The organism is Nocardia sp. NPDC006982 (assembly GCF_042869435.1).
Classification (GTDB): Bacteria; Actinomycetota; Actinomycetes; order Mycobacteriales; family Mycobacteriaceae; genus Nocardia.
Genome location: NZ_JBIAFV010000001.1, coordinates 1,155,112 through 1,169,344 on the forward strand (window position 1 = coordinate 1,155,112; position 14,233 = coordinate 1,169,344).

Sequence of the window (14,233 nt, forward strand, 5' to 3'; positions counted from 1 at the left end):
GCAGGCATATGGTTTCCGACCAAAGTGATGTCGGCACAGCGAAATTGGAAAAGGTCGTAATTCGGTTCGCCGGGGACTCCGGTGACGGAATGCAGCTCACCGGTGATCGCTTCACGCACGAGGCGGCCGCATTCGGCAACGACCTCGCCACCCAACCCAACTTCCCAGCCGAAATCCGGGCGCCACAGGGCACGCTGCCCGGCGTCTCGTCCTTCCAGATCCAGATTGCCGATTACGACATTCTCACCGCGGGCGACCAGCCCGACGTGCTGGTCGCGATGAATCCCGCGGCGCTGAAGTCCAATCTGGAGGACCTGCCGCGCGGTGCCACCCTCATCGTGAACACGGACGAGTTCACCAAACGCAATCTCGGCAAGGTCGGCTATGCCACCGATCCGCTCGACGACGACACACTGAGCGATTTCGTGATCCACCGCGTGCCGATGACCTCACTCACCCTCGGCGCGACCGAGACGACCGGCGTCGGCAAGAAGGACGCTCAGCGCGCGAAGAATATGTTCGCGCTCGGCCTGCTGTCCTGGATGTACGGACGCCCGATCGGCGGCACCGAACGCTTCCTGCGCGAGAAATTCGCCGCGAAACCCGATATCGCCGAGGCGAATCTGGTCGCCTTCCGCGCGGGCTGGAACTACGGCGAGACCACCGAAAGCTTCGCAACCACCTTCGAGGTGGCCCCGGCCAAGCTCCCGCCGGGCACCTACCGCCAGATCACCGGCAATTCCGCGCTCGCCTACGGCCTCGTCACCGCGGGGCAGTTATCCGGGTTGCCGGTCTTTCTCGGCACCTATCCGATCACACCAGCCTCCGACATCCTGCACGAACTCAGTAAGCACAAGAACTTCGGCGTCACCACCTTCCAGGCCGAAGACGAGATCGCCGGCATCGGCGCGGCCCTCGGCGCTGCGCTGGGCGGCGCGCTCGGCGTCACCAGCACTTCCGGCCCCGGGCTGGCGCTCAAGAGCGAAACCATCGGGCTGGCGGTGATGACGGAACTGCCGTTGGTGATCGTCGACGTGCAGCGCGGCGGACCGTCCACCGGACTGCCGACCAAGACCGAACAGGCCGATCTACTGCAGGCGCTCTACGGCCGCAACGGGGAATCGCCGGTGGCGGTACTCGCGCCCCGCTCCCCCGCCGACTGCTTCGCCACCGCGGTGGAGGCGGCTCGAATCGCCCTCACCTACCGCACGCCGGTGCTGTTGCTGTCCGACGGCTCGATCGCCAATGGCTCTGAGCCGTGGTCGATTCCGCGGGTCACCGAGCTGGAGCCGATCGATCCGCGCTTCGAACCCGAGGCCGAGGAGGGCACGCCGTTCCAGCCCTACTCCCGTGATCCCGATACCCTCGCCAGGCCGCTCGCGGTGCCGGGGACCGCAGGTCGCGCGCATCGGATCGGCGGACTGGAGAAGGCCGACGGCAGCGGCAATATCTCCTATGAGCCCGGCAACCACGAACTGATGGTTCGCCTGCGGCAGGCCAAGATCGATGGCATCACCGTCCCCGATCTCGAGGTCGACGATCCGGACGGGCGGGCCGAACTCCTGCTGATCGGCTGGGGCAGTTCCTTCGGGCCGATCGGCGAGGCGTGTCGGCGCGCCCGCCGTCGCGGCGTCCCGGTCGCACAGGCACATCTGCGACATCTGAATCCATTGCCCGCCAACCTCGACGCCGTGCTGCGGAGCTACCGGACGGTGGTCGCGCCGGAAATGAACGGCGGTCAGCTGGCCATGCTGCTGCGGGCGAAGTATCTGGTGGATGTGCAACCGTGGACGAAGATCGCGGGCACGGCATTCTCCGCACAGGAACTCGTCGGGGTAATCGATGCGGCAGTGGACGGGTCGCTCGAGGATATGGAACACGACAAGGCGTTCGCGGCACGGGCGCGTGCCACGTACTCGACTGGGGGTAACTGATGACCATCGTCGAAACCTCGCTCGTCGGAACCGATCTGGGCCTCACCGGACTCTCGGGAGTGCCGGCCGCGGACCGGCCACAGAAGGTCAAGGACTTCACCTCCGATCAGGAGGTGCGCTGGTGCCCCGGCTGCGGTGACTACGTGATCCTGGCGACCGTGCGCGGCTTCCTCGCCGAACTGGGATTGCGCAGGGAGAACCTGATGTTCGTCTCCGGGATCGGCTGCTCGAGCCGGTTCCCGTACTACCTCGAGGCCTACGGCATCCACTCCATCCACGGTCGCGCGCCCGCCATCGCGACGGGGCTCGCGGTGACCCGGCCGGATCTGTCGGTGTGGGTGGTGACCGGTGACGGTGACGCGCTGTCGATCGGCGGCAACCATCTGATCCATGCCCTGCGCCGCAATGTGAATATGACGATCCTGCTGTTCAACAACCGGATCTATGGACTCACCAAGGGCCAGTACTCCCCGACCTCGGAAGAAGGCAAGATCACCAAGTCGACGCCGATGGGGTCGGTCGACCATCCGTTCAATACGCTGTCGGTCGCGCTCGGCGCGGAAGCCAGCTTCGCCGCGCGCGCTCTGGATTCCGATCGGGCGGGCCTCACCGAGGTGCTGCGTGCCGCCGCCGAACACCGCGGGACCTCGTTCGTGGAGATCCTGCAGGACTGCCCGATCTTCAACGACGGTTCCTTCGATGTGCTGCGCAAGGGCGATGCCGAATCCCGCCTCATCCCGCTGCATCACGGTCAGCCGATCCGTTTCGGCGCCGATGGCGAATTCGCCGTGGTGCGTGCCGGTTTCGGGCTCACGGTGGTGCGCACCGGCGAGGTCGAAGAGTCCGAGATCATCGTGCACGACGCCTACACCGACAATCCGGAGTACGCCTACGCGCTCTCGCGCCTGTCCGACCAGGACCTCGGCCACGTGGTCACCGGCATCTTCCGCGATGTCACCCGGCCCACCTACGACGATGCGGTTCGCACCCAAACCGCCATGGCGCGGGAACGCAAACCGGTACAAGAGGATTCATTGCAGTCCCTGCTCAACGGCTCGGAAACCTGGACCATCAGCTAGGCAGACCGTGCCGATCGGCGAGCTTGCCGAGGATGCGATGTAGGTCGGCACGCTCGGCGGCGCTGAGGTCCGCGGTGGTCTCGGCGTCGATCGCCTGCGCGGCGTCGAGGCATTTGCGCAGTAGTGCACCGCCGTCAGAGGTCAGGCTCAGGTTCTGACGGCGGCGATCCTCCGGGTCCCGTAACCGTTCGATCGCCCCGAGGGATTCGAGGTGGTCGGCCAGCGCGACGACCAGACTCGGCGCGACGCGCAGTATCTGCGCCATCTCCATCTGCGACGTCGGGCCGTTGGCCGCCAACACATTCAGCATCCCGGCATGCTTCGGCTTGAGCCCGAGGCTCGAAACATCGGCGCTGAAGCGGCCGGTCAGGAATGCGCCCAGCAGTCCCAGCCGGAAGGTAACGGTCTCCGGCAGCTTTTCCACCTTGACGTTCTTCATAGCCAGCATAATACTGTCCCTAAACTATTCACGATCTGAACGATTTAGGGAGTGAAAGATGCAGGAACAGAATCTCACCAGATCCGCGATTGTTGTCAATGCGGTCGGCGCGGGCATTGCCGTGGCATTCAGCGTCGCGGCACTTGTCGATCCGTCTCTGGCGATATCCGGCAGCGCGCACTCGCCCGGTGTCGACCCGTATGCACAGGCCTACGCCGCCCGCGCCATCCCCTTGGGCGCCGCGCTACTTTTCAGCCTGGTCAGCCGCCACAAGCGGGCTCTTCTACCGCTGCTGACCGTGTCGGGTGCGGTACAGCTCGGTGATGTCGCCATCGGCGCCACCCAGGGGATTCCGGGCATGATGGTCGGCGGCAGCGTGCTCGCGCTGATTCATCTCGCCACCGCGGGTCAATTGGCCCTCGGCAGGAGTCGCTCTGCCGTAGCCGCAGCCTGAGCTGCGGCTACGGATATGAGTCAGACGTGCTTGGCGAAGCCGAAGTCGATCACGGCGTCGCGTTCCTGTTCGAGTTCCGCGATGCTGGCGTCGATGCGGGCGCGGGAGAATTCGTCGAGCTCCAGGTCCTGGACGATCGAGTATTCCCCGTCCACGCAGGTGACGGGGAACGAGGTGATGAGGCCTTCGGGAATGCCGTAGGAGCCGTCGGAGGGGACGGCCATGGAGGTCCAGTCGTCGGTGTGGGTGCCGAGGGACCAGTCGTGGATGTGGTCGATGGCGGCGCTGGCCGCACTGGCGGCCGATGAGGCGCCGCGGGCCTGGATGATGGCGGTGCCGCGCTGTTGGACGGTAGGGATGAATTCCTCGCGCAGCCAGCCCTGGTCGACGAGTTCGCGGGCGGGGCGGCCCGCGATGGTGGCGTGCGTGATATCCGGATACTGGGTCGCGGAGTGGTTGCCCCAGATGGCGACGCGGGCGATATCGGCGGCGGCCGCGCCGGTCTTCTTGGCCAGCTGAGCGATCGCACGGTTGTGGTCGAGGCGGGTCATCGCGGTGAATCGCTCGGCCGGGACGTCCGGGGCATTGCTCATGGCGATGAAGGCGTTGGTATTGGCCGGATTTCCGACCACGAGCACCTTGACGTCGTCGGCGGCGCTGGCGTTGATCGCCTGGCCCTGTTCGGTGAAGATCGGGCCGTTGGCGGCCAGCAGGTCCGAACGCTCCATCCCCGCGGTGCGCGGCCGGGCACCGACCAGCAGCGCGACATTCGCGCCCTCGAACCCGACCCACGGATCGTCACTGATGTCGATCGACTCGAGCAGCGGGAACGCACCGTCCTCGAGTTCCATCGCCACACCCTCCAGCGACGCCACTGCCGCCGGAATCTCCAGCAACCGTAGCCGTACCGGCGTCTCGGATCCCAGCAGCGCACCGGACGCGATCCGGAACAGCAGGCCGTAGGCGATCTGCCCCGCACCTCCGGTCACGGCGACGGTCACGGGCGCGGTCCGGGCAGCGGTGCTCACGAGAAACTCCTTGCGATAGACGGACACTCGATCCCCACCCTAACCACTCTCACGGCACCCGAACCCCAGTGGTGAGCTACGCGACAATCCCCCCGCCACACCCATCCAACCGCACCAGCTAACGACAAGCACCCACCACGGCCGCGAAATCCGACGGAGTGCGCGCCCTTCAGCGCATGACGCAACCGCGCATCGCATGCGAACTCGCATGGCACGCCGATTCGCGTGTCGCACAACTCAACTCGCGTATCAACACAGTCCCGCGACTTCCTGATCGGTCAGGACGATCGGCGACACATAGTCCTTCGCCCGAGCCAGGCGAACAGCACGGTACAGCGGCCGCTCCTCCAGTCCGGCATCTCGGGCCTCGGCGCGCAGTTGGTGGACGAGCATGGTCGACACCGCTACGGCCGCAGCGAGTTCGCTGGCGGCCAGGGCGTCGGCCAGTTTGCGGAGGCCGAGCAGGTGGAGTTCGCGACCACTGCCCGCATCGGTGTACATCGCGAGCGGCACGACCTGCGACTCGACGCCTGCGGTCACCCGCAGGACGATGCGGCTCAAACGGGCCGGGAAAACGAGGACCTCGACGCCGTTGGCGGCCGCGATATCGACCTGACGCTCCCCGATCACCCGCCGCGCGTGAATCGTGGTCCCGGCCAACCACATCCGCCGACGGCGTAGCGCGATGGCGTATGCGACGGTAGGTGCACCGACGACGAGACCGATCGCGATCGCGATCGACCACGGCACCAGCAGCGCCGCGAGCAATGCTGCACCGATACCCACCCCTATCGCGGCAAGGGCGAGTCGCCGCAGCATGGGTGCGTAGGTCTCGGGCGCGACGAGATCGAGTCCGACCGACGGAACCGGTTGGGCTGCACCAGGATTCGTGGGTTCTACCGGCACGGCTGCCCATTCGTCGGGGTGCGGGTGTACCCCGGCACCGTACTACTCGCCCGAGCGCAGAGCGGTCGCGACGGCGGCCACCGTCTCGTCCAGTGGGATCTGACGCTGTTCACCGGTGGCCATATCCTTCAGGCCGATGGTGTTCTCGGCCAGATCCCGGTCACCGAGGACCAGGGTGAATTTCGCGCCGGACTTGTCCGCGGCCTTCAGCGCCCCTTTGACGCTTCGACCTCCGTAGGCCAGATCGACCCGGATTCCCGCCGCCCGCAACTGTGCCGCGAGCACGACCAACCGCTGCTTGGCCGCATCGCCGAGGGATACGCCGTAGACCTCGCACCGCGCCGGATCGCCCGCCGACTTGCCCTCGGCCCGCAGCGCCAGAATGGTGCGGTCCACACCGAGTCCGAATCCGATGCCGGACAGCGGTTGTCCGCCCAGTTCGGCCATGAGCCCGTCGTAGCGGCCGCCGCCGCCGATACCCGACTGCGCCCCGAGACCGTCGTGCACGAATTCGAAGGTCGTCTTCGTGTAGTAGTCCAGGCCGCGCACCATCCGCGGATTCACCACGTAGGGCACGCCGAGCGCGTCGAGATACCCGAGCACTTGCTCGAAGTGCGTCTTCGCCGACTCCGACAGGTGATCGATCATCAGGGGCGCGTTCGCAGTCATCTCGCGCACCTCGCGCCGCTTGTCGTCGAGCACCCGCAGCGGATTCAACTGTGCTCGCCGCTTGGTCTCCTCGTCCAGCGGCAGCCCGAACAGGAACTCCTGCAACAGCTCTCGATACTGCGGACGACAGGTCTCGTCACCGAGCGAGGTGATCTCCAGCCGGAAGCCATCCAACCCGAGTTCGCGATATCCGGCGTCCGCGATCGCGATCACCTCGGCATCCAGCGCCGGATCATCGATACCGATCGCCTCGACACCGACCTGCTGCAACTGCCGGTACCGACCGGCCTGCGGGCGCTCATACCGGAAGAACGGACCCGAGTACACCAGCTTCACCGGCAATTGTCCCCGGTCGAGCCCGTTTTCGATGACCGCACGCATGACACCCGCGGTACCCTCCGGCCGCAGCGTGACACTGCGCTCGCCGCGGTCGGCGAAGGTGTACATCTCCTTGGTCACCACATCGGTGGATTCACCGACACCCCGCGCGAACAAGGCGGTGTCCTCGAAGATCGGCAGCTCCACATGCCCGTACCCGGCGAGTCGGGCGGCACGGATCAAACCGTCGCGCACCGCGACGAACTCGGCCGAACCGGGTGGCACGTAATCCGGAACCCCCTTCGGGGCGGAGAAGCTGCTGGTCTTGGTCACGATGATCCAGTTTCCACCACTACGGCCCGTCAAGTCCAACCGGTTTGCCACCACCGGTTCATACAGCGTCACGACTGGTCGAAATGGCCTGCTGAGCAGTCTCAGGAATAGATGGCACAATCCTGTGCCGTACGTAACGGATACGGGAGGAACGTGGTAGTGCCGAGCAACGAACAGCGACGGGCAGCGGCGAAACGCAAGCTGGAGCGCCAGCTGGCCAACCGGGCCGACCGGGCGCGCAAGCGCAGGCGACTCACGATCGCCGGATCGGCGCTCGGCGTGGTGGTCGTGGCGGCGGCGGCCGTCGGCGTCTACTTCCTGACCAAGAGTGACGATAAGCCCGCGGCCATCAGCTGCGACTACCGAGACAGTCAGAAGCCCGCGGACAAGCAGGTGAAGAAGCCGCGCACCAGCGGCATCGAGAACACCGGCGACAATGCGAGTCTCAGCGTCAGCATGGACACCACCCAGGGCCCCATCGGCCTGACCCTGGACAACGCCAAGGCACCGTGCACCGTGAACAGCTTCGCCAGCCTGGCCGGTCAGGGTTACTTCGACAACACCACTTGCCACCGCATGACCGCGGACGAGGGCCTGAAGGTGCTGCAGTGCGGTGACCCGACCGGCACTGGCACCGGTGGTCCCGGCTACCAGTTCGACAACGAGTACCCGACCAATCGGTACAACCCCGCCGACCCCGCATTGCAGCAGCCGATGGACTACAAGCGCGGCACGTTGGCCATGGCCAACGCGGGACCAGATCCCGTCACCGGCGGTGGCACCAACGGCAGTCAGTTCTTCATCGTCTACGGCGATTCGAAACTGCCGCCGAATTACACGATCTTCGGCACCGTCGATCCGGACAGCATGGGCACGCTGGACAAGATCGCCGCCGGCGGTCAGGACAACTCCAACGGCCAGGGCGACGGCAAGCCCAACCTCCCCGTCACCATCCAGTCGGTCCGCCTCGACTGAGCTCGCCCTTTCGAGCGACCAACAAGCAGTCGCTAGCGGCCCCTACAAGCGGTCTGCAAGCAGTCGCTACGACACGCCCGATCCGAATGCCCGCTTCGTTCGGACCCGCTGCGCACAATGAGCAGCGGGCCCGACCTACCTCCCTGGACCACCCAGGGTAGGCGACCCTAATCGTTCGGTTAGGGTGTGCTAAAACCGGAGATCCTCCGAAGCTTTCCCCTGCCCGCCGGAATTGTGCGATATATGCTGTTAAGCGGCACGCCCACACGGTTGGCGCCGGGTTTTCTCGGGTAATCTCGAATAAAGGAGAACGCGTAGCGTAGGCATCTCCGGACCGGACGATCCCCAACCGGAATGCCACGCGACAAGTTCTCTGGGTGTCCACGTTTGCAGGCGGGGCACCGGCGCGGCGGACTACAGTTCGACGTGGCGGCGTCCGTGACGAAGCACCACAACATCCATAGTGATCACTGCAGCATCGGGGAGCAGCCATGTCCGAGGAACTGGACGACATCGGCCGGGAAACCGCGGCCATGATGAAGACTATGTTGCAGCTTGCGACCCTGGTCGCGCTGCGGACCCGTGAGCGTGGTCAGAAAGAAGCCGAGGCGCGCGCCAAGCAGACCGAGGCCCGCATCAAGGAGGCCCGGGAAGTCCAGATCCGAGAGGCCCGCGACGCCAAGGCAAAGGACCCACGCAATCTCGAACTGGCCCGAATGGTCGAGAAATCGGTTCCGGCCAAGGGTATTTCATTGGAGAAGGATCGTTTCTCCGCACAGGCAGAGGCCAGCCGGATGGCCGCGACGGCGTCGGCTCAGTCCAAACCACTCGTTCGTTACGACTCCCAGGAGCGTCGGCAGGCCATCGCGGCGCATCTCGCCCGGATCGGCATCGCACCAGAACTCGCGGCGGTGCGGATGCTCATCGAGGTAGGTCAGGGGCAACCGCCCGAAGAGGCCGTACGCATACGCGACGAAGCCGCCCGCGCGGCCGCTGCACGAGGTCGGGAACAGGACGCACGCGGTTTGGAACGCGTCCGACAGTAGCTGGATCCGACGCCGGAAACCGAAAACGCCCGCTGAAATCAGCGGGCGTTTCGACGTTTTCGGCTCCTCAGACGCGGAAATCGCCGATGGTCGGATCGCCGAAAAGCCCCTGGGTGGGCGACTTCAGCGGCAGTGGGCTCAGCATGTCCTTGTGGCCGTTGCGCACACTGCAGTACTTGAACGGTCCGCGGGGATCGAAGAGTTTGGTCATATGCGGATCCGCGTGGTCGAGGAACCAGATGCTCAATCCGGTGCTCGGCTCGAGCCGGTAGTGCTCCCATGCGCGCCAGAGCGCATCTAGTCGGGCCACCGCCTCGGCATGTTTCCACCACTCCGGGCACCACACCGTTTCACTGATGTCGGTGACCTGACGCCGGTACACCAGGCCGAGGTAGTTCTCGACGAAGTCCACCACATTGCTGTAGATCATGGGCTGTTGCTGCTGTTCAGTCACAGCGGCCGAACCTCCTCGATTTGACCGTATTCGGGTGGCGGAGCAGCCTTGGTCAGGTTGGGCGAGCCGAACAGGTCGGCGATCTCGGTCTTACGCCCCGGAAGATGGTGCGAGATCGACTTCTTCACGTCGTCAGCGTAGTCGCCCTCCCACCAGGGCACGGTACGCACGAGCACCGCGGGCTGGCCGGAGGTGAAGACGATCGCGCGGCCCTGTGGCAGGGTAGCCAGCGCGTTCACGGTGAATGTCTTGGACGAACCGAGTGAACGCGAATAGCTCTTGCCGCCTTTGGATTCCGAGACCGAGGACGAGATCGCGTCGTATTCGCCGATCGCCTCGGAGCGGTCGCGCAGGAAGTTCATGTCGTCGACGCCGGGACCGAGCACCTTGATATTGGCCGCCGACCACAGCGCCAGCATGCCGTCGTCGCCCCAGCAGCGCGCACCCTGGGCCCAGGACTGCAACACCGTCATCACCACGATGCCGCGTGAACCGAAGTGGCTGTACTGCTTGGGCAAATCCTTCCAGCGCACCACATTCGCCGCCTCGTCCAGGACCGCGAGCATCGGGATCGGCAACCGTCCGCCGGGCGAATGCGTGGCCTTGCGCATGGCCACATCGACCACGGCCTCGGTGAGTGCACTGACCAGCGGCGCCGCCGAACCTCGGCCCTCGAGCGAGAGGCTGTAGAGCGTGCCATTGTTCTCGATGAATTCGAGTTCGTCGAACTGCATACGGTTGTCGCCCGGCAAGATCCATGGGTGCACATTGGACAGCTGCAGGCAGCGGATCATTTTCTTCGCCGTGCCGAAAATACCGCTCTTGGTGCGCGGGTCGGCGTTGTACTGCATCGCGAGGCCCGAGGCGGTGTAGTGCTTACTCGAATTGCGCAGCAGCTCGATGGGTTCGGAGTCGTTGGGATTGGTCACCCAGTCCCAAACCTGGACGATCGGGCGACCACCGAGCGCGGCCGCCAGGAACAGCCCGGCGAGCAGATCCTCGGCCTCCGGGTCGAAGAACACATCGCCCTTGGCATCGGAACCGCTGTCGGCATCGGCGAAGTGTCCGGCCAGCCGCGCGGCCCGCATCTCCGCACCGTCGTGATATGCGTCCACCCAGGCAAGCGGATCCCAGAACCAGGTCGGCTCCTCCCCCGCGACGCCCTGCGGATCGAAGACGAAGGTGCGACTTCCCTTGGCCTCGCGCACATCTCGGGTCGCATCGACCACATCGCGCTTATTCGAGGTGGACAGCACCGGTCCGATGGCAGTCAGGATGGCGGGAATCACCCGCGAGGTCGATTTGCCCTGGCGCGGACCCCAGATGTCCAGGTGCAGATCCTCATACGAGCCGTAGAGCATCACCCCATCGGCAACACCGATGCCGATCGGCACACCCGGGCTGTCGTTGTAGCCGAGCCGCACACCGAGCATTTCGGCCTTCGACCGCACCCCGGCCTCGGTAAGCGATTTGATGGCGCTGCCGCTCCCCATCACATCGGCCTTGTCGTCCACGGAGAGCCGACCGACCGACCGACGTGCGGCGAGTTGCTTGCGCACCACCACATAGGCAACGATCGCGCCGATGACGAGCAGCACGATCACCGTGGAGGCGCGCGGCCAGTGCAGCTTCCCCTTGACCAGATCTGCGACGATCGCGATCGGGTTGACCGGAATGTCCTGCGGGGTGACAGCCATCGCGTTGCCGAGATGCAGGGCGATCCACAGGGTTCCGAGGGTCGCGAAACCGGCGTAGATCATGTAGAGGGTGATGTCGGGTCCGACGACGGCCGGATCCTGCACCTTCTTCTTTTTCGCCATGTCTGCCTCCTGTTAGGACCTAGCTATGTGGTTGTCGCTGGTGCGGGTTCAGCGGAAGGCGTCGAGCCGCCAACCTTCCGACGTACGCACCACGGTCGCGATGACCGTCGCGGGCGGCAGGGATTCCTTGCGCCCGTTCGGGTAGACGACCGTTTGCTCGATCCCGATCTTGAACTGTTGGACGTTCGGATCGGCGCTCGCGGGCGGACGCTCACCCGATGCAAAGGTGAAGGCTTCGACATGTGCCTGCGCCTTGGCCCAGTCAGCCCATTGCAGCGTCGCTTTCGGTGTCTCGATCCCGGTCGGTGTGCTGTCGAGCATGCGGATCAGGCTGGGGCCCAACCATTTCCGCGCGCGCGACAGCGAGGCGCCCTGGGCCTCGGTGGCGGGCTGCCAGGAGTAGATCTCCTTCAGCGCGGCCACCGCGACGCCGTCGGGCGTCACCGGATCGGGTGCGGGCACACCCTCCAGCAATCGGGTCGTGGACGTGGGCGGCTGCGGCGCACCGGAACCCGACTCCCGATCCGAGCCGGCGCACCCCGCACCCGACATCGCGACGCTCAGCACCAGCATCACCACCAGTTTTACGCGTGCATTGTTATTCAAGGCTAGCTGCCGGGACCGACACTTGTGCGGTCCAATCGCCGCACGTGCTTCGGCGTGTTCGCCGGCCGCGGTATCGGTTGTCGTCACAGCACCCTCCTCCCGCGGCCGTCACCCGGCACCGCGCCCTCGGTCACGCCGCTGGAATGTCCGTATGCGGCGGGCACGGATTGGATCATTCGGCCGTTGCCGGAATAGATTCCGACCTCGGCGGGGCCGCGCGGGCCGAATGAGCTGAAGACCAGATCACCGGGTTGCAGCTTGCTCAGCGGTACTTCGGCGCCCGCCTCCCACTGCTGTTCGGCGGTCCGCGGCAAGGTCACCGCGCCCGACGAGGCCGCGAACACCGCAGCCGAGGTGAGGCCGGGGCCGTCCATGCCGCCGCCGCTCGGGCCCTGCGGGCCACCGCCGCCCCAGACGTACGGCGTGCCGAGCCATTGCTGCGCCGCCTGGACGACCTGAACGCCGCCCGCCCCCTCCTGCGGGGTGAAGCGGCCATTGGAACCCTGCGCGCGGTATTGCGGTTCCATCGCAAGGATATTCGCGACGTACGGCTGGGTTTCGGCGTAGTGCGCGGCCACCTGGTTGGGCACACCGCCGGAGGCGAGTACCGCGCCTTCGCCGGCGTTGTAGGCGGCCAGGGTCAGTGCGACGACATCGCCCTGCACGCGGCCCTGGGACTCCCACGCCGTGATCTTGTGCGCGAGCGCGCACATATAGCGGCCCTGACCGATGATCGCGTCGCCGTCGTCCCAAACGCTCGCGACGCCATTGCCGTCGGCATCGATGACATAAGGCTGACCGTCATCGGGATCGATACTGGCCGCCGTGCCGGGCAGGAACTGGGCCAGCCCCTGCGCGCCTGCGGGAGAGGACGCGCTGCGCCGGAATCCGGACTCCTGCCTGCCCTGTGCGGCCAGCAGCGACGGGGTGATCTGCGGGCAGATGGAACCCGCACGCCGATACCAGATCTCGAGTTCCTGCGGCACCTTGCCCGCGGCCAGCGCACCACCCGCGGTGCCGAAGCCGCGACTACAGCGCGGGTCGGAGGAGAATGCCTGCGCGCCACCCACATCCGGGGTCGGTGCGCCGTCGAGCCAGGGCAGCGGGTCGATTTGCCGACCACCGGTGAAGCGTCCGCCCGGCACGATCTCGAAATGCAGGTGCGGGCCGCTGGACTCACCCGCCGAACCGACCCGCGCGATGGGCTGACCGGCGACGACGGTATCGCCGACGTGCACATGCACCCCGCTGTCCCACATATGGCCGTACACCGCGGAATATGCGCGACCGTTGGTGTCGACGGAATCGACGACGATCCAGTTGCCGAAACCCGAAGCGGGACCGGCCGCTACGACGCGTCCATCGGAGACCGAGTAGATCGTGGTGCCGTCGGCCGCGGCGAAGTCGACGCCCTTATGGGTGCCGCCACGTGCGCCGAATACGTCCGAGACGGTGAAGGTGCCTGCGGCCAGCGGCAGCGTCCGCCGGATCGGGCCGACACCCGCGGCCAGCGACGGCGCACCGGTGGCGGTCGAATGGGCTTGGGTAGCAGTCGGATTGCCGGTCGCACTCGTGGGAGTGGGGGTGCCCGCGACGCGGGAATTACCCGGCGCATATCCGCCGAGCGGCACCAGCATGGTCGACGAGACGAGCACCGAGGTGCCCTCGCAGGAGTCGTCCACGGCTGGCATCACGATGACGACCACCAGTGTCATCAGCCCGAGCACGCTCGCCAGCGCCAAGTAGAGGAGGGTCCGCCCGGTCACCGCATCCCCGGCAGCGCCGAACGGCCGCGGACCGAGCCGAAAAGGTTCACGTCTGCCGCCGAGATTCGTTGAGGGTGTCGGCCAGGGTGCGGTTCATCTCTGCGGCGGCGGCCAATTGTTGTTGTAGCAGTGCGACTTTGCGGCGCAGCGCCGTCGCGTCCAGGCGCTCCAGACTGGGGCCCTCGGCAGCGCGCACCCAGTTGCGCACCGAGTTGGTATGCACGCCGATCTGCTCGGCGACCACCCGGCAGGCCTCCGATTCGCTGCGTAGTTTGCCGGTAAGTGCGATGACCTGCTCGACCGCGGCCTTGCGCACTTCCGGCGACACTCTCCGATAGGACCGGTGCGGCATCATGCGCCCCACCTCCCACAGCCATCCACCGCTCTCGACAACCATGCAAGAAGC

The 14,233-nt window shown here is 66.1% G+C and carries 14 protein-coding genes; 5 read left to right on the plus strand and 9 right to left on the minus strand.

Translation table 11 applies throughout. The annotated features are described in order from the left end of the window. Nucleotides 1-8 precede the first annotated feature (8 nt). Nucleotides 9-1,934 carry a 2-oxoacid:acceptor oxidoreductase subunit alpha gene (locus tag ACFYOW_RS05090; protein WP_387284637.1) on the plus strand — a complete coding sequence of 642 codons (1,926 nt, stop codon included), beginning with the start codon at nt 9-11 and terminating at the stop codon, nt 1,932-1,934. Beyond that, nucleotides 1,934-3,013, plus strand: a complete 1,080-nt coding sequence (locus tag ACFYOW_RS05095; protein WP_387284639.1) for a 2-oxoacid:ferredoxin oxidoreductase subunit beta — start codon at nt 1,934-1,936, stop codon at nt 3,011-3,013. Before ACFYOW_RS05090 ends, ACFYOW_RS05095 begins: the two co-directional genes overlap by 1 nt. Here the strand turns inward: ACFYOW_RS05095 and ACFYOW_RS05100 are convergent. After that, a complete protein-coding gene (locus ACFYOW_RS05100; RefSeq protein ID WP_387284640.1) occupies nt 3,006-3,452 on the minus strand; it encodes a MarR family winged helix-turn-helix transcriptional regulator in 447 nt (148 codons plus the stop codon). The two genes, ACFYOW_RS05095 and ACFYOW_RS05100, sit on opposite strands and share 8 nt — an antisense overlap. A 58-nt stretch (nt 3,453-3,510) precedes the next feature. On the opposite strand from ACFYOW_RS05100, the gene ACFYOW_RS05105 reads away from it, so the two are divergent. Further along, entirely contained in the window at nt 3,511-3,906 is a 396-nt protein-coding gene (locus ACFYOW_RS05105) for a DUF4267 domain-containing protein (RefSeq protein ID WP_387284642.1), read from the plus strand. Between the two features lie 20 nt (nt 3,907-3,926). On the opposite strand, the gene ACFYOW_RS05110 is transcribed toward ACFYOW_RS05105, so the two are convergent. The 3 genes from ACFYOW_RS05110 to hisS all read right to left on the minus strand — a co-directional run bounded on the left by ACFYOW_RS05110 (nt 3,927) and on the right by hisS (nt 7,160). Then, nucleotides 3,927-4,934, minus strand: coding sequence for a malate dehydrogenase (locus ACFYOW_RS05110; protein ID WP_387284644.1), 1,008 nt, complete (start codon nt 4,932-4,934; stop codon nt 3,927-3,929). A 249-nt stretch (nt 4,935-5,183) separates the two neighbouring features. Further along, nucleotides 5,184-5,753, minus strand: coding sequence for a hypothetical protein (locus ACFYOW_RS05115; protein ID WP_387286014.1), 570 nt, complete (start codon nt 5,751-5,753; stop codon nt 5,184-5,186). Nucleotides 5,754-5,882: 129 nt separating this feature from the next. Beyond that, complete coding sequence (hisS, locus tag ACFYOW_RS05120; protein ID WP_387284646.1) at nt 5,883-7,160, minus strand: histidine--tRNA ligase; 1,278 nt, start codon at nt 7,158-7,160, stop codon at nt 5,883-5,885. Nucleotides 7,161-7,319: 159 nt separating this feature from the next. On the opposite strand from hisS, the gene ACFYOW_RS05125 reads away from it, so the two are divergent. Together ACFYOW_RS05125 and ACFYOW_RS05130 are read left to right on the plus strand one after the other, a co-directional pair. Beyond that, nucleotides 7,320-8,135, plus strand: a complete 816-nt coding sequence (locus tag ACFYOW_RS05125; RefSeq protein WP_387284648.1) for a peptidylprolyl isomerase — start codon at nt 7,320-7,322, stop codon at nt 8,133-8,135. Between the two features lie 491 nt (nt 8,136-8,626). Then, the gene (locus tag ACFYOW_RS05130) at nt 8,627-9,181 is read left to right on the plus strand and encodes a hypothetical protein (protein WP_387284650.1); all 555 of its coding nucleotides are present in this window, start codon (nt 8,627-8,629) and stop codon (nt 9,179-9,181) included. A gap of 67 nt (nt 9,182-9,248) precedes the next feature. Here ACFYOW_RS05130 and ACFYOW_RS05135 read toward each other — a convergent pair whose 3' ends face one another. Genes ACFYOW_RS05135 through ACFYOW_RS05155 form a run of 5 tightly spaced genes read right to left on the minus strand, consistent with a single transcriptional unit; the run spans nt 9,249 to nt 14,224 of the window. Next, the gene (locus ACFYOW_RS05135; RefSeq protein WP_245567240.1) at nt 9,249-9,635 is read right to left on the minus strand and encodes a DUF4913 domain-containing protein; all 387 of its coding nucleotides are present in this window, start codon (nt 9,633-9,635) and stop codon (nt 9,249-9,251) included. After that, entirely contained in the window at nt 9,632-11,455 is a 1,824-nt protein-coding gene (locus tag ACFYOW_RS05140; RefSeq protein ID WP_387284652.1) for a type IV secretory system conjugative DNA transfer family protein, read from the minus strand. Before ACFYOW_RS05140 ends, ACFYOW_RS05135 begins: the two co-directional genes overlap by 4 nt. Nucleotides 11,456-11,503: 48 nt before the next feature. Continuing rightward, nucleotides 11,504-12,148: a hypothetical protein gene (locus ACFYOW_RS05145; protein ID WP_387284654.1), complete on the minus strand. Its 645-nt coding sequence runs from the start codon at nt 12,146-12,148 to the stop codon at nt 11,504-11,506. Next, a complete protein-coding gene (locus ACFYOW_RS05150) occupies nt 12,145-13,827 on the minus strand; it encodes a peptidoglycan DD-metalloendopeptidase family protein (protein WP_387284656.1) in 1,683 nt (560 codons plus the stop codon). Before ACFYOW_RS05150 ends, ACFYOW_RS05145 begins: the two co-directional genes overlap by 4 nt. A gap of 46 nt (nt 13,828-13,873) precedes the next feature. Then, nucleotides 13,874-14,224: a transposase gene (locus tag ACFYOW_RS05155; protein ID WP_387284658.1), complete on the minus strand. Its 351-nt coding sequence runs from the start codon at nt 14,222-14,224 to the stop codon at nt 13,874-13,876. Nucleotides 14,225-14,233 lie beyond the last annotated feature (9 nt).

Coding starts and splice junctions, on each gene's coding strand:
- ACFYOW_RS05090 (WP_387284637.1), top strand. CDS start 9: ATGGTTTCCGACCAAAGTGATGTCGGCACAGCGAAATTGGAAAAGGTC.
- ACFYOW_RS05095 (WP_387284639.1), top strand. CDS start 1,934: ATGACCATCGTCGAAACCTCGCTCGTCGGAACCGATCTGGGCCTCACC.
- ACFYOW_RS05100 (WP_387284640.1), bottom strand. CDS start 3,452: ATGAAGAACGTCAAGGTGGAAAAGCTGCCGGAGACCGTTACCTTCCGG.
- ACFYOW_RS05105 (WP_387284642.1), top strand. CDS start 3,511: ATGCAGGAACAGAATCTCACCAGATCCGCGATTGTTGTCAATGCGGTC.
- ACFYOW_RS05115 (WP_387286014.1), bottom strand. CDS start 5,753: ATGCTGCGGCGACTCGCCCTTGCCGCGATAGGGGTGGGTATCGGTGCA.
- ACFYOW_RS05130 (WP_387284650.1), top strand. CDS start 8,627: ATGTCCGAGGAACTGGACGACATCGGCCGGGAAACCGCGGCCATGATG.
- ACFYOW_RS05140 (WP_387284652.1), bottom strand. CDS start 11,455: ATGGCGAAAAAGAAGAAGGTGCAGGATCCGGCCGTCGTCGGACCCGAC.
- ACFYOW_RS05155 (WP_387284658.1), bottom strand. CDS start 14,224: ATGGTTGTCGAGAGCGGTGGATGGCTGTGGGAGGTGGGGCGCATGATG.